Raw genomic sequence first — 22,588 nt, forward strand, 5'->3', positions numbered from 1 at the left:
GAAAATATGACTAAAAAAAACGAAATAACAACTTTTAATGTTCAAGTTGCCGAATTCATTCGTAACCATAAAAAAGAAGGTACTGCAGTTGATGATGAAGTAACAGAAAAACTTGTTATTCCTTTTGTATTGGACGCTGACCAAATTGATGATTTACTAGAACGTCTAACAGATGGTGGTATTTCAATTACGGATAAAGAGGGAAATCCGTCAACAAAATATATCGTTGAAGAACCAAAACCAGAAGAATTAACAGATGAACAGTTGATTGGCAGTAATTCAGCTAAAGTCAATGATCCAGTACGGATGTATCTGAAGGAAATTGGGGTCGTTCCACTTTTAACAGGCGAAGAAGAAAAAGAACTAGCGATTGCTGTTGCTGAAGGTGACGTAGATGCTAAACAGCGTTTAGCAGAGGCAAACTTACGTTTAGTTGTTTCAATTGCCAAACGCTATGTGGGACGTGGTATGCAATTCCTTGATCTAATTCAAGAAGGTAATATGGGGCTAATGAAGGCCGTTGATAAATTTGATTATTCTAAAGGGTTTAAATTTTCAACTTATGCAACTTGGTGGATTCGTCAAGCTATTACGCGCGCTATTGCAGACCAAGCTCGCACGATTCGTATTCCGGTCCATATGGTTGAAACGATTAATAAGTTAGTTCGTGAACAAAGGAATCTTCTGCAAGAATTAGGCCAAGATCCTACACCAGAACAGATTGCAGAACGAATGGAGATGACGCCTGATAAAGTGCGTGAAATCCTTAAAATTGCTCAAGAACCCGTCTCTTTAGAAACACCAATTGGTGAAGAAGACGATAGTCATTTAGGTGATTTTATTGAAGATGAAGTGATTGAAAATCCGGTAGATTATACGACACGTGTTGTTCTCCGTGAGCAGTTAGATGAAGTTTTAGATACATTAACAGACCGCGAAGAAAATGTTTTGCGTTTGCGTTTTGGTTTAGATGATGGCAAAATGCGTACGCTTGAAGATGTTGGTAAAGTTTTCAACGTAACGAGGGAACGTATCCGCCAAATCGAAGCCAAAGCTTTACGAAAACTCCGCCACCCAAGCAGAAGTAAACAATTAAGAGACTTTATAGAGGACTAAAAACGTCCACTGGACGTTTTTAGGTCGTTCCTTGGAAAATAAAAAAGGAAGGATAATAAGAGCTAATGTTAAGGTCAGTCATGCCCCAAAATTAGTTTACGTCCAGTGGACGTTTTTAAAGGTCTTCTTTAAAATAAAAAAAGTGTAAACAATGACTCTCAATAATGAGTCGGGAGTTGTCATTGAGCTTTAGAGATCAAGAAATAAATAACGTTACTATATCATAGGTTTCGAAGGTTTATCTTGGTTCTCCTAGCCTTAAATAATCAAAATAACGAGGATAAAGGAAATTCTATGTCAGAAAACCTAAAATACAGTGAAGAGGAAGTTACAAAAATTAAAGATCGTATCCTTGAGGCTTTAGAAATGGTAATTGATCCAGAACTAGGAATTGATATCGTTAATCTAGGTTTGATTTATGAAATTCGTTTCTCCGATTCTGGTCATACAGAAATTGATATGACTCTAACGACTATGGGATGTCCTTTAGCTGATTTACTAACTGATCAAATTTATGATGTCTTAAGAGAGGTTCCCGAAGTTACTAGTTCGGAAGTGAAATTGGTCTGGTATCCAGCATGGACTGTGGAGAAAATGAGTCGCTACGCTAGGATTGCTTTAGGTATTCGTTAAAACAAGGGTAAAGAGATGAAATATTCTCTTTTTTAGTGTAGAATAATGAAGAAATAGTTAATTATTCTCAGAATATCTTATTAATAATTCTTTAAAGGAGAAGTTATGATCTTAATCACAGGAAGTAACGGCCAGCTTGGTACCGAATTACGCTATTTGCTAGATGAACGTAATGAAGACTATGTAGCTGTAGATGTTGCAGAGATGGATATCACTAATGAAGAGATGGTTGATCAGGTGTTTGCACAAGTAAAGCCAACTTTAGTCTATCATTGCGCGGCCTATACTGCAGTAGATGCCGCTGAAGATGAAGGCAAGGCTTTGAATCAAGCTATTAACGTTGATGGGACAGAAAACATCGCAAAAGCTTGTCAGAAGTATGATGCTACCTTAGTATATATCTCTACTGATTATGTTTTTGATGGAACAAAAACAGTGGGGCAAGAATGGTTTGAAACAGATATTCCTGATCCGCAAACAGAATATGGTCGTACAAAACGATTAGGCGAAGAAGCTGTTGAAAAATATAGTAAGAAATATTATATTATTAGAACGGCTTGGGTCTTTGGTAACTATGGTAAGAATTTTGTCTTTACAATGCAAAATTTAGCAAAAACACATCCCAAATTGACTGTTGTTAACGATCAATTCGGTCGTCCGACTTGGACAAGGACCTTGGCAGAATTCATGTGTTATTTGGCAGAAAATAATAAAGCCTTTGGTTATTATCACCTTTCAAATGACTCACAAGAAGATACAAATTGGTATGATTTTGCTAAAGAAATCCTAAAGGATACAGATGTTGAAGTAGTACCAGTTGATTCGTCAGCTTTTCCAGCAAAAGCAAAGCGCCCACTTAATTCAACGATGAATTTAGACAAGGCTAAAGCAACAGGATTTGTAATCCCTATGTGGCAAGATGCTTTACAGGAATTTTATAAACAAGAAATCAAAAAATAGATGGAATAATGAGCTCTGCCCTAATGGCGGGGCTTTTCCTATTGGTAAAATTTCGCAAATAGACTATAAATATGCTATAATTGTTAAATGATTATAATTTAGAATGGGGCATTGTGGATGCAGGATGTATTTATTATTGGTAGCCGAGGATTGCCAGCAAAATATGGGGGCTTTGAAACCTTTGTTGAGGAATTAGTCAGCCGTCAAAAAAGTGGGGCTATTCACTATCATGTTGCCTGCTTAAGTGATTCAAAACATAAGGAACACTTTGAGTTTAGAGGTGCAGATTGTTTTTACATTAATCCTCCTCAACTTGGACCAGCTCGAGTGATTGCTTATGATATGATGGCACTCACTTATGCTTTGACTTACTGCGAAAAAAATAGGATTGATAGCCCGATCTTTTATATTTTAGGGAATACAATAGGTGCTTTTATTGGCTTATTTATCCCTAAAATCAAGAAGGTCCAGGGTCAGTTTTACATTAATCCAGATGGCTTAGAGTGGAAACGTAGTAAATGGCCCAAACCCGTTCAATGGTACTTAAAGTATTCAGAAAAACAAATGGCAGAGAAGGCCCATTTGGTAATTTCTGATAATTTAGGGATTGAAACCTATATCAAAGAAACATACCCTCGAGCCAAAACACAATTTATTGCCTATGGAACGGATACAGCATCTTCAGCTTTAAGTTTTGAAGATGATCGCGTACGAGACTACTTTAATAAGGCAGGTATTAATGAACACAATTACTATTTAGTAGTTGGCCGCTTTGTTCCTGAAAACAATTATGAAACCATTATCAAAGAGTTTATGTCTTCAAGCACCAAGCGTGATTTGGTTGTGATTTGTAATCATGAAGGAAGTTCATTCTTTGAGACACTAAAAAATAAAACACAGTTAGAGCAAGATGAGCGGATTAAGTTTCTAGGAACTTTGTATGATCGGCAGCTATTAACCTATATCCGAGAAAATGCTTTTGCCTATATCCATGGACATGAAGTTGGGGGCACAAATCCGGGTCTCTTAGAAGCTCTTGCTCACACTAAGTTGAATTTAGTTTTAGGTGTTGATTTCAATAAATCAGTGGCAAAAACTGGCGCTTTGTATTGGACTAAAGAACAAACTGTTTTAGCTCAGTTAATTGAGAGTGTAGATAGTCGCCACAACTATGATGATTTAGGTCAAGAAGCTAGAAATATTATTCAAAGAGAATACACATGGGATAAAATTGTAGGAGAATATGAGGCTTTATTTTTAAATGAAAATTAATATCTTAATGTCAACCTATAATGGGGAACAATTTCTAGCGGAGCAGATTGAAAGTATTCGCAATCAAACTATTACAGACTGGCATCTGCTAATCCGAGACGATGGTTCATCAGATAGAACACCAGAAATTATTGAAGAATATGTTGCAAAGGATAGTCGTATTCACTTTATTAATGCTGAGAATCGGGAAAATTATGGGGTTATCAAGAATTTTTTCACCCTTCTAAAGTACGAAAAAGCAGATTACTATTTTTTTAGTGACCAAGATGATATTTGGCTACCGGATAAAATGGCTGTTCAACTTGAAGAAGCTCAGAAATATTCTGTAGAAACACCAATATTAGTTTACATGGATTTAAAAGTTGTTGATCAGCAGTTAAATGTTATCAACGAAAGTATGATTCGTTCACAATCTGGACATGCTAATACGAGTTTGGTTCAAGAATTGGCTGAAAATTCAGTGACGGGGGGAGTCATGATGATTAATCATGCCTTAGCTGAAAAATGGCTCTCACCGGATAACATTATCATGCACGATTGGTACTTAGCGCTTTTAGCAACAAGTCTTGGTAAGTTAATTTACATTGATCAACCTGGAGAGCTCTATCGCCAACACGCTAATAATGTCCTTGGAGCACGAACACTTGATAAACGGTTTAAACTATTAAGGGAAGGTCCCAAAAGGATTTTTACCAGATATTGGAATCTCATTCATGCTTCACAAAAACAAGCACAAAAAATTATATATTCCTATGGACCTTTATTAAACCAAGGGGATAGGGAATTACTTGAAAATTATATTGATATTGATCAACAAGCTTTCTCTGAAAGAATTCGTAGAGTATTAAAATATCACTATACTAAAAATCAATGGAAACATATCATTGTATTCCGATTATTACTAATCACAAATCTATATAATGCGAGATGAACATGAAAAAAGTACTATTAATAATTCCAGCCTATAATGAAGAAGGAAGTATCGAAAAAACGGTCGCTAATATTGTGTCCTACCGAGAAGAACACCAACTTCCTTTTCTTTTAGATTATATTGTTATTAATGATGGTTCAAAAGATAGGACAGCAGACATATTAGATGCTAAGGGTCTTCACCACATTGATTTAATTCAAAATTTAGGCATCGGTGGCGGTGTTCAAACAGGTTATATTTATGCTTTAAGAGAAGGTTACGATGTCGCTGTTCAATTTGATGGTGATGGACAACATGATATCAATAGTATAGTCCAAGTGGTTACGCCAGTACTAGATGAAGAAGTAGACTTTGTTATTGGCTCTCGCTTTGTTGACAGGTCAATTGAAAATTTTCAGTCTACCTTTATGCGTCGTTTAGGCATCAATCTTATCTCAATTGCTATTAAATTAACTACTGGTAAGAAAATTTATGATACAACAAGCGGTTATCGAGCTGGAAACAAAAAGGTAATTGCTTATTTTGCTGATCGATATCCGGTTGCCTACCCTGAACCTGAATCAATTGTAAGTCTCTTAAAAAAAGGCTTAAAAGTAAAAGAAATGCCTGCAAATATGTTTGAACGCTTAGAAGGTGTTTCGAGTATAAGAGCTTTTAAATCTGTAACTTACATGATTGATGTGCTTATTTCAATCCTAATTGCAGGATTCATGAAGGAGAAAGACTAATGAGTTTATTTTTACAAGTTGAAATGTTCCTGTTAGCTATTGCCATTTTATATGTCATCATTCGTATGGTTAATAGACATTCATTTTCTGTGAAACGAGCAACACCGTGGTTATTTATCGGTTTTTCACTTGTTTTTATTAGTTTATTCCCACAGGTCGTTTCTTTCGTGGCGCATCGGGCTGGATTTGCGTTAACAATGAATTTTCTTTTGTTTATGGCTGTCCTCTTTTTATTTATCCTAGAGATATTTGATACGACCAGTAGTACCCGCAAAGAAGAACAAATCAAAAAACTCATTCAAGAAGTTTCCCTGTTAAAAAAAGAAATAGAGGATAAAAATTCTAAATGACCAAAAAGATATTAATTGTTGTAACTTTTCTTTTACTATTGACGGGATGTAAGAAGTCAAGTAATTCTGAAAATACATATAAGAAAGTTGATATTACAGCTTATTATCATTATAATAATCAACCAATGCAAGGAATACATGTCGCAGTATTTAACTATGAAACGGCTTATAGAAAAATTAGGTCTGGTAAATTCAATACATCTGATTTTTCACATTATACTTTAGACAGTGTAAGAAAGAAATATGATGTTCATGCCTCAAAAATAAATCTCGGTGATTACCAGTTTGGACAAGGTATAAAGCATAATGATGCAGAGGCTAAGGCCATTATTAAGATTCTTTTTGAAAATTCACTAGATTACTTAACTTTTATGAATGGCCTAAAAGAAGAAGTCTTTCTATCTAATCCAGAAAATACAAGGTATAAATTTTCAAATAAATCCGGTAAATTAATTGGGAATGTAGAGAGTGGCTTATCTATATTAAGAGATACTACTGGGTCTAAAGATTATCGTTTAGTAAGACTTACTAATAACTCTACTATTTATCTGGGAAATTCGAGGCCAAATAAAAAACCGATATTACTTAATGGGAAACAAAAGTTAAGTGGCATTTCAGCAGACTTTGGAGAAGAAATGACTTATGAAATTCCAATAACTTCACGCAAAATGCTGGTACGATTATCACCCAATTTTGTTATTGATTCAGCAAATCATCAATATCAAGAAAAAATTGATCCAATTACTACTAAGGAATCTGATAATGGAAAACTCACCGATTCTAAATATAGTCCGACAATTGTAAATGGACAAATTAGTTATCGTATTGGAAAAGAAAGTCCAGATAAAAATGATTTGGATATTATGGATAAAGAAGTTACTCTGGCGCTTTCTAAGCTTTATGCGATAAAGTTACTTAATTTTAATTTTGAAAAAAATACAAAAGGTAAACTGATTATTAAGGGACATGTGAGCTCAATGGTCAATTATAAGTTACCTTTGATTCTTGAAAAACCAAATGATCAAACAAGTCTTATGGAAAAATCATTTGACGTGTACAACACGAAGTCATCACAAGGCATTTTTGTTTTAGATGAAAATGGTGGTATCCTTACTCCGGAAATTAGAAGTTATGGTATTAATTTTGTAACAAACGATCAGGAGACAAATAAACCAATCTCGGGAATTCAATTTATATTAGGAAGAATTCGAAATGGGAAAGTAGAAGTTTTAGAAACAAAAAAAGAGACAACTTTTTGGACTAATACGCATTTAAACCAAATGGAATTTGCCAAGAAAATCAGTCACTTTCAACCATTTTTAATTAACGGTGAGAGGTTTAGCTACGTAGATGGGAATGTTAGAGATATCCCTATCAATTATGACTTTTGGGTTTTCAATAAAAAAGAACAAAAAAAAGATAATGAACCTTTATACAAAATAAGAGGTCTTTCAGATAGATACAACTATTTTATTATTCCCCGACAAAATGAAAAGAGGGAAGTTAATAATAAGAAACCAATCTATTTTAAAGTCGATAGTAATTCTATTTCGAATGCTAGAGTAACTAATTATGAAGTTAACGGTTTTGTTTCAGATTTTAAATATGGTGATCAAGAATATAATGCTATTCCTGTTAAAAATAAGGGTCAAAAATCAACTCATAATTTGAATCCAATCTATAAGATAGTCGGACTATTAATTGTTGTTATTATTTCTTATATTGGCGTTATTATTTTCTTTATCAAAAAAACCTAGTTATAACGATTTCTTCAATTTGAAAGGAAATATGATATGAAAAAAATGACCGTTTCAGAAATTAGGAAAGTTCAGTTGGAGATGCTTTCCTATATTGATGAAATAGCAAGAGAAAACAAAATAGAATATTCTTTAGGTGGCGGAAGTCTCTTGGGCTCTATTCGCCATCAAGGATTTATTCCTTGGGATGATGATATTGACTTAATGCTCAAAAGAAGCGACTATGAAAAGTTGATGGTAGTTTTGGCTAAAGAAGACAATACAGAGTATAAGTTGTTGCACCATTCCGTTGAACCTAACCTCTGGCCATTTGCAAAGCTCTATCATACAGGCTCTATGTATCAGAGTAAGACTGATCGAATTCATCCTTGGACGGGTATCTTTATTGACCTCTTCCCTATGGACAAATTACCTGAAAGTTCTGAGGAGCGGGAGAAATTCTTTAAGAAAGTTCATAATGCAGCTGCAAACCTTATGTGTACAACCTATCCAAACTATGCTAGTGGTTCACGGAAACTATATGCTATTGCTAGATTGATTTTAGGTTTTCCACGTTTTGTTTTGTATCATGGCCAAGCAAAAAAACGAGCATTAGTGGCAGAGCAAATTATGAGAACATACAATGATCAAGATGTACCTTTTATAGGCTATACAGACTCACGCTATCGCTTAAAAGAGTTTTTCCCTGTTGAATTATTTTCAGAATATGAAGACACACCATTTGAACATCTAACAGTAAGAAAAATTAAAAATGATCATGCTTATTTAAAGCAACTTTATGGCAATTCTTATATGGAATTACCGCCTGAGAATAAGCGAGAAAATCACAGTTACTATACTTGGTACTGGAAGGAGAATTAAATGAATATTGGTCTTATTTTTGCAGGTGGCGTAGGGAGCCGGATGCGTTCTAAAGGGAAACCAAAACAATTTTTAGAAGTTCATAGTAAACCAATCATTGTTCATACCTTAGAAGTTTTTGAAAATAATCCAGAAATTGATGTGACTGTTGTTGTATGTGTCAGTGATTGGATTGACTACATGGAAAAATTAGTAGAAAAATTTTCTCTCAAAAAAGTTAAAGCAATTGTTCCTGGAGGTGAAACAGGACAGCTTTCAATTTTTAATGGTTTAGAAGCTGCTGAAAAAATTGCTAGTGGACAAGATGATATTGTTTTGATTCATGATGGTGTTCGTCCCTTAATTGATGTTCCTTTGCTTTCTAGCAACATTAAAACTGTAAAGGAAAAAGGAACTGCTATTACATCAGTAGCTGCAAAAGAAACAGTTGTTTTGATAAATGACCAAGAGGAAATTCAAGAGGTTGTTGATCGAACGCGTTCCTATATTGCAAAAGCTCCGCAAAGCTTTTACTTGAAAGATATTTTAGAAGTTCAACGTGATGCTATCTCAAAAGGAATCACTAATGCAATTGATTCCAGTACCTTAATGGGAATGTACAATCGGAAGTTAACTATTGTAGAAGGGCCATATGAAAACATAAAAATCACAACACCGGATGATTTTTACACGTTTAAAGCTCTTTACGATGCCAAAGAAAATGCACAAATTTATGGATTATAAGATGATAAGTTATTCAAATACAATTGTTCAAGAAGATCTACAAGCTATTATTAAAGATCAATCCGTAGCTTGGGATAAATTAAATCATAAATCAATTTTAATTACTGGGGCGAACAGTATGTTGGCCACCTATATGATTTATACCTTAGTTTATTTAAATCAGTTTGAGGATCGCAATATTACTATTATTGCAAGTGCTAGAAACCTAGAAAAAGCTAAGGCTCGTTTTACTGACTTGGTGAAAGACCATAAGATCCTATTAATTCAACACGATGTCAATGAAGCCTTGCATTACGATGGTCCTGTTGATTTTCTTGTTCATGCAGCAAGCAATGCCAGTCCCCACTATATATTAACTGATCCTGTTGGTATTATAACAGCCAATACCTTAGGGACACTTAACCTCTTGGAATTTTCAAAAACAAAAAGCATTGAAAACTTTCTTTTTATGTCAACTCGTGAAATATATGGAAAAGCAATACAAGAGGTCATTGATGAAGAAGCATACGGTGCTTTTGATATCTTAGAAAGCAGAGCTTGTTATCCTGAAAGTAAACGTGCTGCAGAGACGTTATTGAAATCCTACTATGATCAGTATCATGTACCATTTACGGTAGCTCGGTTAGCACATGTTTATGGACCTGGTATGGAAGTTAATAATGATGGCCGTATTATGAGTGATTTAATAAACAATGTTCTTATGAAAGAAGACATTGTTTTAAAAAGTGATGGGAGTGCAGAACGTGCCTTTTGTTATTTAGCTGACGCAACAGTTGCCTTATTCTTAATTTTATTAAATGGAGAAATTGGTCAAGCCTATAACATAGCTAATGAAGAAGAACCTATTATGATTCGGAACTTGGCTCAGTTATTAGTTGATACTTTCCCAGAAAAAAATTTGCAGGTTGTATTTGAAATTCCAAATGAAGTTAGTAAAGCATATAGTAAAATGGGACGGACAAGACTAAGTACTGAAAAAATTGAAAAGATTGGTTGGAAAAAGAAAGTTTCCTTAACAGACGGGCTTGTCAAAACTGTTAAGAGCTTTGAGGAGATATAATGGTTAGAACAGCAGTATTAATGGCTACCTATAATGGACAAGATTTTATTGAAGAACAATTAGATTCTATCAGAAATCAAACATTGAAGCCGGATTATGTCTTACTTCGTGATGACGGTTCAACTGATAAAACCATAGAAGTTGTTAATACTTATATTTTAAAACATAACTTAAATAATTGGTCCATTCAAAAAAATGAGAAGAATTTAGGGTGGCGGTTGAATTTTCGACAATTATTACTTGATTCATTACCTCTAGCAGTTGATTATATCTTTTTTAGTGATCAAGATGACATATGGTATTTGGATAAAAATGATAAACAAGTTTCTATCATGGAAACTCACCCTTTTGTTGATGTCCTAAGTGCAGATGTTGATATTAAACTAATGTCAGAAGAAGCTACTTACCCGAACCAATTTCGGTTTGATGCTAAAGCTGAACTTACTCAGTATCCACTTGATTTTTCATATCATAATTACCGTCAAGGCTGGACTTTTTGTATCAGGAAATCATTTGTTGAGCAAGTTATGAAGTATTACCAAGAAGGGTTAATGCTATCACATGATAACTTAATGACCGGAATTTCCGGGTTATTAGGAACAGGATACAATTATAATTATCCTGTAGGATTACATAAACGGCATGGTGGAAACGCCAGTGGCCATTTATTGAACATACACAGCACACATTCAAGACATATCTCGGAGTTAAAATTAGTAGTGAGCTATTTTACAATCGCTCGGGGCGTGCTCGTTGAGGATCAACATAAAAACCTAAATCGTTTAAACGAATATTATCAATTTAATGTTGAGCGTCTTGAAAATGCTGAGAATCGGAAATTATTTTCGACCTTGAAACAAACTATTATAAAAGGCCAATATTATGATAGTTTCAGTAATCGAATAAGAGATTTAATTTTTATCTTTAAGAAATAATGGTGAGTAAATGAAAGAAAAAGCTTTGACTTTTTTTGATAATATTTTTTCAGACAATTCAATACACAAAACCTTTTTGGTAGTAGGTTTAATGGTAACAATGTCACTTAGCATTTTTATGCCTTTTTTCAATGAACCTGATGGTCAATACCATCTAGCCGTATCGGGCCGTATTGTAAATAAAGTTATTGATACTTCTAAATATGGTGAATATAGCATTGCTTCAGGAATGAAGAGCCAAAAAGAGTCATATCAGGATGGGACAAGATTTGAAAAATACTATCTCAATAAGGCAAATTTTGTATCATGGAAAGACGCTCCTCGAGAAGTGAACTACTCCATTTTTAACTTTGTTTTTGGTGGACATGTTTTGCCAGCAATTGGTCTTAAAATTGGTTCATATATTTATCCTTCAATGGGAGTAATGATAACCGTAGCAAGACTTTTTTCATCTTTTGTTTCAATTATAAGTTTAACATTAATTATTAAATATTTAAGAAATGCAAAAATGATATATTTTGCTGTTTTCTTGAGTCCAGTTGCACTAAATGCTTTTGCGAGCCTATCATATGATGCAACGGGTTATCTTATTACTGCCAGCCTAATAGCAGTATTGATAAATATTCTATCAGACCATTTAGTAACTAAAAGACGGTTAATTATTCTTGCGTTTATAAGCCTTTTATTATTACTTGCATGTAAGCAAAACTACTGGCTATTACTTTTATTGATTCCAATTTCATTACTTCAGACGAATCATAGCTTCGCAAAAAAAATGACAAATAAAGTAAGGCTCTCATATGACTTTGTAAAAAGTCATATGCTGATAAAAATAGTTCTTATCCTGCTTGCACTAGGAGTCTTCTATTTAGTATGTAGGTCACATGGGGGAATTTTCGTTGTTATCCGAAGGTACTTGATGACTTTTGGCTATAACTACTCTGGAACTGACTTGTTAAGTAATGATATTACATCTTGGTTGGCAGCACCTTATCCTACTTATAATTTTATCCCCACATGGATTTCAGCTGTTTGGTATCTCTTATTTTTCGCAGTCTTATTTACCGAAAAAAAATTTATTAAGAGTAGACAAATTGGTCTAATATTCCTTGTGACATTCTTTGTTGGGATTTTTGGGGTATATTTTATCATGTTAGAATATAATGGAGCAAGAACAAGTTATATTGAAGGAGTACAAGGACGCTATTTCACTCCAACCTTAGTATTATTACAAGTTTTTGCATCTAGTATAAAACTTAGAATTGAGCAAAATGGTCAAAAAATTGTGCCAATTGCTTTACTTTGTTTAATACTCGTATCGAATGGACTTCTATTATTTGATACTGTTATTAGTTTGATTTTGAGGTAATTCGCGTGAAATTAATAAAAAATATCTTTTACAATACCTCTTATCAATTATTAACATTAATACTTCCGTTGATAACAGTTCCTTATGTATCTCGTATCTTATCTCCAGTAGGTATAGGTATTAATGCCTATACAAGTTCAATTGTTATGTATTTTACCCTTTTTGGAGCTTTGGGGATTTCTTTATACGGGAATCGTGAAATTGCTTTTGTTCAAAATAACAAGTATAAAAGAAGTAAAGTATTTTGGGAATTAGTTTTCTTGAAATTTATTACCGTCTCAATTGCTTCGGTCTTTTACTTGATTTTTGTCTTCTGGATTAAAGATTGGACTAATTTTTACCTTTTACAAGGGATAAATTTGCTGGCTATAGCAACGGATATTTCTTGGTATTACTTGGGAATAGAAGATTTCAAAAGAATAGTTGTTCGAAATACCCTTGTTAAGCTAACGACGGTTACATTAACATTTGTTTTAGTAAAAACAAAAAATGATTTGGGTTTGTATATCTTTTTAATCGCTTTTGCAGCTTTACTTGGAAATTTAACAGTATGGCAACATCTGAAAGAAGAAGTTATACGGATCCCTTTTAAAAGACTTTCAATTTTTAAGCACTTGAAACCAACTTTGATGCTCTTTTTGCCACAAATTACAATGCAAATTTACCTATCATTGAATAAAAGTATGTTAGGTGCAATGGATAGTGTTGTCAGTGCTGGATATTTTGATCAGTCGGATAAAATCATTCGGATTTTATTTACAATCGTTTCAGCTATTGGTGGGGTTTTTCTACCACGCTTGTCAAGTCTCTTTTCTAATGGAAAAAAAGAAGAAGCTAAATCATTACTCATTAAATTAATAGACTTGAGTAACGCTATTTCAATGCTTATGATTGCTGGTGTTGTAGGAGTATCCTCTACTTTTGCAACTTTCTTTTTTGGAAAAGACTATGCTCAAGTGGGTGCTTTAATGGCTATTCAATCCTTTATGATTATTTTTATTTCCTATGGTAATGCTTTAGGGACTCAGTATCTACTAGCTTCAAAGCGTACAAAAGCCTATACCTATTCAGCGGTTGTTGGGTTAATTACAAATGTCATTGGTAATATCATTTTAATTCCAATTCTTGGTGCTATGGGTGCCATTATATCAACAGTTTTAACTGAATTTGCAGTATCTTTATATCAAATAATCTCCTTACGAGATGTCTTTAGTATTAAGGAACTAACAAGAGGATTATTACGTTATTCACTTGCAGCACTTGTAACAGCTTCTCTAATTTATTATATGGATAGCCACATGTCTATTTCCTTTATAAACTATGGACTTCAAACAATTGTAGGTGTGTCAACCTATATTATTATTATCTATTTGTTGAAAACACCAGTTATTGCTCTATTTAAAAACTTTAAGAGGGGACTGTAAAATGCCAATTTTAGCAGGGATTGTTACATTCAATCCAGAAATGCAACGTTTAAAAGAAAATATTGAAGCTATTAAGCCTCAAGTAGATAAAGTTATTATTGTTGATAATGGTTCACAAAATTGCGAAGAGATTTGTCAGTACTTCCCAGATTTGACCCTTATTAAATTAAATGAGAATCTAGGAATTGCAGCAGCACTGAATAAAATTGGAAATTACGCCATTGAACATGCCTTCGACTGGTTTCTAACATTAGATCAAGATACTGTTGTTTTTAAAGACCTTATTACAAATTATCAACCTTATAAAAATTTGCCGAATGTAGGTATATTAACCTGTTTGTTTAAAGACATCAATAAAACTAGTGATGAAAGCTATACTTCTGAATATGAAGAAGTTAAGAAATGTATTACATCAGCAGCTTTTATGAAAACAAGTGTATTTGCCAAATCTGATAAATTTGATGAAAAAATGTTTATTGATTTAGTGGACTATGATTTAAACTATCATTATGAAAAGTTAGGTTACAAAACCTATCGCATCAATAAAATTGGATTTCTTCACGAAATTGGTAATGCAAGTCCGATCAGGTTTTTAGGAAGAGAAGCTTATACATCTAACCATAGTGCTTTTCGAAAATATTATTTTTCTCGTAATACCATTTACCTTAGTAAAAAATATGGCTTTAACAAGGAAACAAAAAATAACTACATCGTCTTAAGAGATGAGTTTATTAAAATTGTCTGTTTTGAAAAGCATAAGTTGTCAAAGGTGACTGCAATGGGTAAAGGTATTATCGCAGGCTTACTTATGAAGGTGGATAAAAATGGCAAATAAGAAAACAATTCTATTTTTCTCCGGATATTTTCTACCTTTCTTGGGTGGGATTGAACGTTATACTGATAAGTTAACAAATGAGTTGGTTAAGTTGGGTTACGACATCATTATTGTGACCACTAATCACGATCATTTGCCTAATTATCAAGTAGATAATAATCGTAAAATCTATCGTTTTCCATCTAAAAAACAATTTAAACAGCGCTACCCGATTTTAGATAAGAATCAAGAATATCATGATTTATATGATAAACTTTTAGCTGAAAATCCAGATTATATCCTCTGTAATACTCGCTTTCAATTGACAACTTTAATGGGGTTAAAGTATGCTAAAGCTAAAGGACTTCCAAGTATTGTTCTTGATCATGGTAGTAGTCATTTTACCGTCAATAATAAAGTCTTGGATGTCTTTGGTGCTATCTACGAGCATCTCTTGACTGCTCTTGTTAAATCTTATCATCCTCAATTTTTTGCAGTGTCAGAACGTAGTTCCAACTGGCTCAAACACTTTTCGATTAAGTCAAGTGGCGTTATCTATAATTCTGTTCCGGATGATTTAGCAAACCAATTTAAGGGCGCTAGCTATTTACCGAAAAAAGAGCAGGAAATCTATATTACCTACGCTGGTCGCATACTCAAAGAGAAGGGTGTAGCAATGTTGGTAGAGGCCTTTGCGGAGGCTAAGTTTCCAGACCATATTCATCTTCAGATTGCTGGGGATGGACCTTTGCTTGAGGAGTTAGTAGCTGAAAATCAGAATGAGAATATTCACTTTTTAGGTAAGTTAAACTTCCAAGAGACCATGTCTTTAATGGCTCAATCAGATATTTTTGTTTATCCTTCAATGTATCCTGAAGGCTTACCAACTTCGATTTTAGAAGCAGGATTATTGGGAACAGCCGTAATTGCTACAGATCGTGGTGGTACAACTGAAGTTATTACCAATGATCAATTGGGAATCATTATTGAAGAAAATAAAGAGTCACTGAGAGATGCATTACAAATCCTAGTTGATGATTCTACTAGACGAGTAAAATTACAAAAAAATATTCAAGAACGGATTCAATCAACATTTGTTTGGTCAGTAACAGCTAAAAAACTTGAGGCCATATTATTTGGTAACTAAAGGTAATAATGGAGATGAAAAATGAAAAAATACTATGGCTCAAAAAAGTTTTACTTACTTGCGGGCATCGCTTTAGCTAATCTTGTGAATGTAGGCATAATCCATGCAAATGATGTTAGCAGACCACTAGTTACTGATAGCGTAGCTAGTCCTGTTACTATCAATCAGCAAAATACAACTAGTAGGCAAACCGGATTAAGTGAGCAAGCTATGTCTACTAATCTAGTTTCAGAATCACAAAGGACAGGTTCAAAAGATCTTGTTTCTAACCAAGACTCACAAGTGCCATCAACAACTAGCCAGGATGTTAAAACGGTTCCTCCTACAAACCCGATAACTCTGGTTAAAAAGACTGATCAAACCGAGGTCAAAACGGCAGCAGTACAAGATACAGTTCTCTCTTACTCAGGTCATGTTCAGGATATCGGTTGGCAAGCGCCAGTAACGGATGGTTTAGTGAGTGGAACGACGGGTCAAGCTAAACGACTCGAAGCTATCAAAATTAATATGTCAACTCCTTATACAGGTGCCATAACTTATAATAGTTCAGTCATTAATTCGGGTTGGCAAAAGGCTGTTTCAACTGGTCAGATTAGTGGAACGACAGGCCAATCTAAGGCAATTGAAGCTATTCAGATTAATCTAACCGGTGATTTAGCCCTTAAATACGATATCTATTATCGTACTCATATTGCCTCTTATGGCTGGCTTAGTTGGGCTAAAAATGGTGCTTTTGCAGGTAGCACGGGCTTATCTAAACAGTTGGAAGCTTTTGAAATCTTTCTGATTACAAAGGGAGCAGAGACTAGTTTAGATCAAAATAAGGCTTTTATTCAAATGGTAAAACCAAGTTTAACTTATCAAACTCACGTTCAAACTATTGGTTGGGGACCACTTGTTGCAGAAGGTCAGCTTGCTGGAACAACGGGACAATCAAAAAGAATTGAAGGGCTAATAGTTAATTTATCTTCAAATGAATTTGGAAATTTACAATATCGTAGTCATGTACAAGGTATTGGCTGGCAAAATTATGTCACTAGTGGAAGTATGAGTGGCACAAATGGGCAATCACGTCGCTTAGAGGCTTTGCAATTACAGCTAACGGGCAGTTTAGCACAAAAATACAGTGTGAAATATCGCGTTCATGTTCAAGATATTGGTTGGCAAGCATGGGTTTATGATAATGCCATTGCTGGTACTACGGGGCAATCAAAACGTTTAGAGGCAATTGAGATTGTATTAGTCGATAAGATTGCCACACCTATAGGTTTGTCTGCTTCCCAAGGCAATTATGCAGTTGTTAATAACATTATTTATCTTGATGCAGGACATGGTGGCTATGATTCTGGAGCGGCTTACTTTAATCAGTATGAAAAAACCTTGAATTTGCAAATGCAAAATAGGATTAAGGCCAAGCTAGAAGCAGCTGGATATAAGGTTATCACCACTCGCACAAGTGATACATATGTTGATTTGATTCCACGGTCGGAAAATGCCAATGCCTCATTGTCTGACCTTTTTGTCAGTCTCCATTTTAATGCCTCAACAAGCTCCTATGCCAATGGAATTGAATCCTACTATTATGAATATTATCCAGAGTATCCGTCAGCGATTAATGAATTGTATCATAATGATCCCGAACGCTTGAGCAGAAGTGCCTTCTTAGCGCAAGCAATTCAGTCAGCTGCGGTGAAAAATACTGGCGCTAAAGATAATGGGGTCTTGAGAAACACCTTTGCGGTGTTAAGAGAAACGACTGCCCCAGCTGTGCTATTAGAATTGGGTTATATGTCTAATGCAACCGAGTTCCAAAAGATTACAACAGCAGCTTATCAAGAAAAATTAGCTACTGGCGTTGTAAGCGGTATTCTGGCATACTATAAACACTATACGGTCTAAAAAATAGCTCAAAAATCTTACCCCGCTTAGGATTTTTGGGCTATTTTATGCTATAATGGGGGTAATAAATGATTGAGGTTGATAATGTTAAATAACACTCTTTTAGAACGTTTTTTGAAGTACGTTAAAGTTAATACACGCAGTAATCCTGAAAGTAAAACAACTCCTAGTACCCAAAGTCAAGTTGACTTTGCTTTGAACATTTTAAAGCCAGAAATGGAAGCAATCGGCTTACAGAATGTTCATTATATCCCTGAAAATGGCTATATTGTTGGAACTTTGCCGGCCAATGCCAGTCACTTAACTCGTAAAATTGGTTTCATTTCTCATATTGATACTGCTGATTTTAATGCTGAAAATGTCAATCCCCAAATTATTGAAAATTATCAAGGTGGATCAATCCCTTTGGGTGACTCTGGTTATTCATTAGATCCTGAAGCATTTTCAAATTTGACTAATTATTTAGGTCAAACTCTCATTACAACGGACGGGACAACCCTACTTGGTTCAGATGATAAATCAGGAATAGCTGAGATAATGACAGCCATTGAATTTTTAGGAGCTAATCCTAAAATAGAGCATTGCGAGATTCGCGTTGCTTTTGGTCCCGACGAAGAAATTGGTGTTGGAGCTGATAAATTTGATGTTGAAGACTTTGATGTTGATTTTGCCTACACTGTGGATGGAGGGCCTTTAGGAGAGTTGCAATTTGAAACCTTTAGTGCAGCTGGTCTGGACTTGACATTTTTAGGTCGGAATGTTCATCCAGGTACTGCAAAAGGACAAATGATTAATGCTCTGCAATTAGCCATAGACTTTCACAATCAGTTACCAACAAGTGACCGCCCAGAATTGACAGATGGATATGCTGGTTTCTATATGTTGAGTGATATGTCAGGTAGTGTGGAAGAAGCAAGTAGCTCATACATCATTCGTGATTTTGATGAAACGTCTTTCCAAGAGAGAAAAGAAAAAGTTCAAGCTATTGCAGATAAAATGAATGCCGAACTTGGTTCAGAACGGGTTCTGGTCACTCTTTATGATCAGTATTACAATATGCGTAAGATTATTGAGAAAGACATGACTCCAGTTGAGTTAGCTAAAGAAGTCATGGAAGACTTATCTATTGAACCAATCATTGAACCAATACGTGGTGGTACAGATGGATCAAAGATTTCCTTTATGGGAATCCCTACGCCAAATATTTTCGCTGGTGGAGAAAATATGCATGGTCGCTTCGAATTTGTCAGCCTTGAAACTATGGAAAAAGCTGTTCAAGTTATTGTGGGTATTGTACAAAAACCATAGTTATTAAAAGTTTAAGGGGACTAAATCAAATGATTAAAATTTTTGGTAAAATCCGATATCACTGGCAACCAGAGTTATCCTGGTCTATTATCTATTGGTCAATTGCGATTTCTCCCATTTTTATTGGATTATCACTCCTTTATGAGAATACTAATATTCCTAGCCGCGTCTTTGTCTTATTTTTTATATTTGTCATCTTAGTGGGGGTTGGATTGCATCGCTATTTCTTAATTGAAGAAGGTGGCATTCTCAAAATTGTTTCCTTAAGACTTTTGGGGCCACGGAAATTAGCAATTTCTGATATCAGTAAAGTTGAAGTCACTAAATCAACTGTGACTATTTGTACAAGTGATAAAAACTATCTCTTTTACATGCGTAAGTGGCCTAAGAAATATTTTCTTGATGCTTTAGTTATTAACCCGTATTTTAAAGGAGAAGTTATCCTTGTTGATAATTTGATTAATTTGGATTATTTTGAATACTATAAAGATGAAAAAAAGACACTTACTCTATTGTAAGTGCCTTAGTTGGGCAAGATTTAACAGCAAGTAAGGTTTGGTTATCTTGAAAAGAAACTTCTTTTTGCAAGCTATCTGAATCGGTAAACTTTACGATGCCATCGTCTTGGTAGTCAAAGAGGTCAGAGTAGGTCTGACAAAGGCCGCACGCAATACATTTTTCTGGAATTATGGATACTTTCATAGTATCATTTTAATATGATTTTGTTTATTTAACAAGGGGGAAAATCATGGCTAAAGAACCATGGGAAGAAAAAATTGTCAACGAGGATAAAGGGTTAAGGTCGCGCAAAGCTAGAGGCCCTATATTGAGCACACCTTGGTTAACAGCCTTATTAAGTGTTTTCTTCGTTATTATCGTTGCTATTTTGTTTATTTTCTTCTATACGTCTAATAGTGGTGGAGATCGGACAACAGCCACAAGTGGTTTTTATGGAGCATCTGTATCAAAATCAAATGAAGCTGCTAAAGCATCAAAAGCTGCCAAGTCATCTTCGAAAAAGGGGCAAACAAGTAGTTCATCAAGGGCCGAGACGTCTTCTAGTACATCATCAAGTTCAAGTACTACAAAAGGCGAAACGATTATTGTTTTACAGGGAGAGGGCGTTGCATCTATTGCTGCGAGAGCAGGTATTAGCGTCGAACAATTACAGACTTTAAACCCAGACCATATGACGCTGGGGTATTGGTATGCAAATCCCGGTGATGCGGTATACATTAACTAATTTTTTACAAGAGGACAACATGAAAGCTATTAAAATCGCAATTGACGGTCCTGCATCAAGTGGTAAAAGTACGGTAGCCAAGATTATTGCTAAAAATCTTGGCTACACTTATTTAGACACTGGCGCTATGTACCGTTGTGCAACTTATATTGCCTTAGAGCACCATTTTACAGAAAATGATGTAGATGCTTTGCTAGCAGAACTATCAAAACAGCCTATTTCTTTCAAAAAAGCTAGTGACGGTAGTCAATTGGTCTATCTAGGCCAGCGGGATGTGACCCTAGCTATTCGACAAAATGATGTTACTAACAATGTTTCATGGGTTTCGGCCATTGCCAAAATCCGCAAGGAACTCGTAGAACAGCAGCGACGTATTGCAGCAAAAGGTGCTATCATTATGGACGGCCGTGATATCGGGACTGTTGTTTTGCCAGATGCTGAACTAAAAGTCTTTTTAATTGCCTCTGTAGAAGAGAGGGCTACAAGGCGCTATAAGGAAAACATTGAAAAAGGGATAGAGACCAATTTAGAAACCTTGAAAGATGAAATTGCTGCGCGTGACTATAAAGATAGTCATCGACAAGTTTCCCCATTAAAAGCAGCAGATGATGCTATTGTTTTTGATACAACGGGTGTTGATATTCAAGGTGTCGTAACATTTATTCAAGAAAAAGCAGAAAAATTAATTGACACGAAATAAAATTCATGGTAGTATAGTAACAATGAGAAAAGCAGAAGTGAGAACTTCTCGCCTTGCGACTTAGGTTGTCTGGCCCTACATATCAAAATCCATTTGGATATTATGTGTGCGGGCTTGATTTATCAAGTCCGCTTTCGTTTTTCTCTAAAAAAATAAAGAGGTGAAGATCATAGCTAAAAAGGATCTATTCATTAATGATGAAATTCGCGTTCGCGAAGTTCGTCTAGTTGGTCTAGAAGGTGAACAATTAGGTATAAAACCACTATCAGAGGCGCAAGCAATTGCTGATAATGCCAATGTTGATTTGGTTTTAATCCAGCCACAAGCTGTTCCTCCAGTAGCCAAAATCATGGACTATGGAAAGTTCAAGTTTGAGTTTCAAAAGAAACAAAAAGAACAACGTAAGAAACAGAGCGTTGTAACTGTTAAGGAGGTACGCTTAAGTCCCGTTATTGATAAGGGTGACTTTGAGACGAAACTTCGTAATGGCCGTAAATTCCTTGAAAAGGGGAATAAGGTTAAAGTTTCTATTCGCTTTAAAGGGCGTATGATTACTCATAAAGAGATTGGTGCAAAGGTTCTAGCTGAATTTGCTGAAGCTACTCAGGATATTGCTATCATTGAGCAAAGAGCAAAAATGGATGGTCGCCAAATGTTTATGCAACTTGCACCGATTTCAGACAAAAAATAATTGTCACAGTTTTTAAGATTTAGTAAGAGGAGAATACAAAAATGCCAAAACAAAAAACACACCGCGCATCAGCTAAACGTTTTAAACGTACAGGTTCTGGTGGTTTGAAACGCTTCCGCGCTTTTACATCACACCGTTTCCACGGCAAAACTAAAAAGCAACGTCGTCATCTTCGTAAAGCTTCAATGGTAAGTGCTGGAGATTTTAAACGTATTAAAGCAATGCTTACTGGTCTTAGATAAGAGACTTAGTTAAATATTTACTAGAATTATTAGAACTATTTGGAGGAAATATAAATGGCTCGTGTTAAAGGTGGAGTTGTTTCACGCAAACGTCGCAAACGTATATTAAAATTAGCTAAAGGTTACTATGGAGCAAAACATATCTTGTTCCGCACTGCAAAAGAACAAGTAATGAATTCTTATTACTATGCATACCGTGACCGTCGTCAAAAGAAACGTGATTTCCGTAAATTATGGATTACACGTATTAATGCGGCAGCACGCATGAATGGATTATCTTATTCACAATTAATGCATGGTTTAAAACTTGCTGAAATTGAAGTTAACCGTAAAATGCTTGCAGATTTAGCTGTTACAGATGCAGCTGGCTTTACAGCACTTGCTGATGCAGCAAAAGATAAATTAGGTAAATAAACTTACCTCAT

The 22,588-nt window shown here is 34.9% G+C and carries 25 protein-coding genes and 1 other annotated feature; of the genes, 24 read left to right on the forward strand and 1 reads right to left on the reverse strand.

Annotated elements, in window-relative coordinates:
* Positions 1 to 6: 6 nt before the first annotated feature.
* The 19 genes from rpoD to STRPS_RS00790 all read left to right on the forward strand — a co-directional run bounded on the left by rpoD (position 7) and on the right by STRPS_RS00790 (position 19,805).
* On the forward strand, positions 7 to 1,116 hold the full coding sequence (rpoD, locus tag STRPS_RS00700) for an RNA polymerase sigma factor RpoD (protein ID WP_003084376.1): 1,110 nt from the start codon (positions 7 to 9) through the stop codon (positions 1,114 to 1,116).
* Between the two features lie 294 nt (positions 1,117 to 1,410).
* Complete coding sequence (locus STRPS_RS00705) at positions 1,411 to 1,749, forward strand: metal-sulfur cluster assembly factor (RefSeq protein WP_007894093.1); 339 nt, start codon at positions 1,411 to 1,413, stop codon at positions 1,747 to 1,749.
* A 105-nt stretch (positions 1,750 to 1,854) separates the two neighbouring features.
* The gene (gene rfbD, locus STRPS_RS00710) at positions 1,855 to 2,709 is read left to right on the forward strand and encodes a dTDP-4-dehydrorhamnose reductase (RefSeq protein ID WP_007894311.1); all 855 of its coding nucleotides are present in this window, start codon (positions 1,855 to 1,857) and stop codon (positions 2,707 to 2,709) included.
* A gap of 117 nt (positions 2,710 to 2,826) precedes the next feature.
* Positions 2,827 to 3,981: a beta 1-4 rhamnosyltransferase Cps2T gene (gene cps2T / locus STRPS_RS00715; RefSeq protein ID WP_007894136.1), complete on the forward strand. Its 1,155-nt coding sequence runs from the start codon at positions 2,827 to 2,829 to the stop codon at positions 3,979 to 3,981.
* Positions 3,971 to 4,912 carry a glycosyltransferase family 2 protein gene (locus STRPS_RS00720; protein WP_007894048.1) on the forward strand — a complete coding sequence of 314 codons (942 nt, stop codon included), beginning with the start codon at positions 3,971 to 3,973 and terminating at the stop codon, positions 4,910 to 4,912. Before cps2T ends, STRPS_RS00720 begins: the two co-directional genes overlap by 11 nt.
* 2 nt (positions 4,913 to 4,914) lie before the next feature.
* Positions 4,915 to 5,640 carry a glycosyltransferase family 2 protein gene (locus STRPS_RS00725; protein WP_007894141.1) on the forward strand — a complete coding sequence of 242 codons (726 nt, stop codon included), beginning with the start codon at positions 4,915 to 4,917 and terminating at the stop codon, positions 5,638 to 5,640.
* Positions 5,640 to 5,990 (forward strand): DUF2304 domain-containing protein, encoded by a 351-nt coding sequence (locus tag STRPS_RS00730; protein ID WP_007894331.1) that lies wholly within the window; start codon positions 5,640 to 5,642, stop codon positions 5,988 to 5,990. The genes STRPS_RS00725 and STRPS_RS00730 overlap by 1 nt, the downstream gene beginning before the upstream one ends.
* A complete protein-coding gene (locus tag STRPS_RS00735; protein ID WP_007894300.1) occupies positions 5,987 to 7,747 on the forward strand; it encodes a hypothetical protein in 1,761 nt (586 codons plus the stop codon). Before STRPS_RS00730 ends, STRPS_RS00735 begins: the two co-directional genes overlap by 4 nt.
* Positions 7,748 to 7,783: 36 nt before the next feature.
* Entirely contained in the window at positions 7,784 to 8,608 is an 825-nt protein-coding gene (locus STRPS_RS00740; protein ID WP_007894057.1) for a LicD family protein, read from the forward strand.
* Positions 8,609 to 9,331, forward strand: coding sequence for an IspD/TarI family cytidylyltransferase (locus STRPS_RS00745; RefSeq protein ID WP_007894361.1), 723 nt, complete (start codon positions 8,609 to 8,611; stop codon positions 9,329 to 9,331).
* A 1-nt stretch (position 9,332) separates the two neighbouring features.
* Positions 9,333 to 10,391 (forward strand): NAD-dependent epimerase/dehydratase family protein, encoded by a 1,059-nt coding sequence (locus STRPS_RS00750; RefSeq protein ID WP_234944388.1) that lies wholly within the window; start codon positions 9,333 to 9,335, stop codon positions 10,389 to 10,391.
* Positions 10,391 to 11,326 (forward strand): glycosyltransferase, encoded by a 936-nt coding sequence (locus STRPS_RS00755; protein ID WP_007894371.1) that lies wholly within the window; start codon positions 10,391 to 10,393, stop codon positions 11,324 to 11,326. Before STRPS_RS00750 ends, STRPS_RS00755 begins: the two co-directional genes overlap by 1 nt.
* Before the next feature lie 10 nt (positions 11,327 to 11,336).
* On the forward strand, positions 11,337 to 12,695 hold the full coding sequence (locus tag STRPS_RS00760; protein ID WP_007894395.1) for a DUF2142 domain-containing protein: 1,359 nt from the start codon (positions 11,337 to 11,339) through the stop codon (positions 12,693 to 12,695).
* A gap of 5 nt (positions 12,696 to 12,700) precedes the next feature.
* Positions 12,701 to 14,119, forward strand: a complete 1,419-nt coding sequence (locus STRPS_RS00765; RefSeq protein ID WP_007894382.1) for an oligosaccharide flippase family protein — start codon at positions 12,701 to 12,703, stop codon at positions 14,117 to 14,119.
* A gap of 1 nt (position 14,120) precedes the next feature.
* On the forward strand, positions 14,121 to 14,954 hold the full coding sequence (locus STRPS_RS00770; protein ID WP_007894130.1) for a glycosyltransferase: 834 nt from the start codon (positions 14,121 to 14,123) through the stop codon (positions 14,952 to 14,954).
* Positions 14,944 to 16,080: a glycosyltransferase family 4 protein gene (locus STRPS_RS00775; protein ID WP_007894106.1), complete on the forward strand. Its 1,137-nt coding sequence runs from the start codon at positions 14,944 to 14,946 to the stop codon at positions 16,078 to 16,080. Before STRPS_RS00770 ends, STRPS_RS00775 begins: the two co-directional genes overlap by 11 nt.
* Before the next feature lie 21 nt (positions 16,081 to 16,101).
* Positions 16,102 to 17,979, forward strand: coding sequence for an N-acetylmuramoyl-L-alanine amidase (locus STRPS_RS00780; protein ID WP_007894133.1), 1,878 nt, complete (start codon positions 16,102 to 16,104; stop codon positions 17,977 to 17,979).
* Between the two features lie 84 nt (positions 17,980 to 18,063).
* Positions 18,064 to 19,287: a peptidase T gene (gene pepT, locus STRPS_RS00785; RefSeq protein WP_007894320.1), complete on the forward strand. Its 1,224-nt coding sequence runs from the start codon at positions 18,064 to 18,066 to the stop codon at positions 19,285 to 19,287.
* A gap of 29 nt (positions 19,288 to 19,316) precedes the next feature.
* Entirely contained in the window at positions 19,317 to 19,805 is a 489-nt protein-coding gene (locus tag STRPS_RS00790; protein ID WP_007894367.1) for an EbsA family protein, read from the forward strand.
* Here STRPS_RS00790 and STRPS_RS00795 read toward each other — a convergent pair.
* A complete protein-coding gene (locus tag STRPS_RS00795; RefSeq protein ID WP_007894064.1) occupies positions 19,792 to 19,989 on the reverse strand; it encodes a ferredoxin in 198 nt (65 codons plus the stop codon). The two genes, STRPS_RS00790 and STRPS_RS00795, sit on opposite strands and share 14 nt — an antisense overlap.
* Positions 19,990 to 20,035: 46 nt before the next feature.
* Here STRPS_RS00795 and STRPS_RS00800 point away from each other — a divergent pair, with 46 nt between their 5' ends.
* The 5 genes from STRPS_RS00800 (at position 20,036) to rplT (ending at position 22,577) form a co-directional block, all read left to right on the forward strand.
* Positions 20,036 to 20,530 carry an SAG1386/EF1546 family surface-associated protein gene (locus STRPS_RS00800; RefSeq protein WP_007894126.1) on the forward strand — a complete coding sequence of 165 codons (495 nt, stop codon included), beginning with the start codon at positions 20,036 to 20,038 and terminating at the stop codon, positions 20,528 to 20,530.
* 19 nt (positions 20,531 to 20,549) lie between these two features.
* Positions 20,550 to 21,230 carry a (d)CMP kinase gene (gene cmk, locus STRPS_RS00805; protein ID WP_007894338.1) on the forward strand — a complete coding sequence of 227 codons (681 nt, stop codon included), beginning with the start codon at positions 20,550 to 20,552 and terminating at the stop codon, positions 21,228 to 21,230.
* A 23-nt stretch (positions 21,231 to 21,253) separates the two neighbouring features.
* Positions 21,254 to 21,376: a sequence feature (ribosomal protein L20 leader region), on the forward strand.
* A 14-nt stretch (positions 21,377 to 21,390) separates the two neighbouring features.
* Positions 21,391 to 21,921: a translation initiation factor IF-3 gene (gene infC / locus STRPS_RS00810; protein WP_007894295.1), complete on the forward strand. Its 531-nt coding sequence runs from the start codon at positions 21,391 to 21,393 to the stop codon at positions 21,919 to 21,921.
* Between the two features lie 41 nt (positions 21,922 to 21,962).
* Positions 21,963 to 22,163: a 50S ribosomal protein L35 gene (rpmI, locus tag STRPS_RS00815; protein WP_003085764.1), complete on the forward strand. Its 201-nt coding sequence runs from the start codon at positions 21,963 to 21,965 to the stop codon at positions 22,161 to 22,163.
* 54 nt (positions 22,164 to 22,217) lie between these two features.
* Positions 22,218 to 22,577, forward strand: coding sequence for a 50S ribosomal protein L20 (gene rplT / locus STRPS_RS00820; protein WP_007894401.1), 360 nt, complete (start codon positions 22,218 to 22,220; stop codon positions 22,575 to 22,577).
* The last annotated feature ends 11 nt before the right edge of the window (positions 22,578 to 22,588 follow it).

The sequence above is a fragment of the Streptococcus pseudoporcinus LQ 940-04 genome (assembly GCF_000188035.1).
Lineage (GTDB): Bacteria > Bacillota > Bacilli > Lactobacillales > Streptococcaceae > Streptococcus > Streptococcus pseudoporcinus.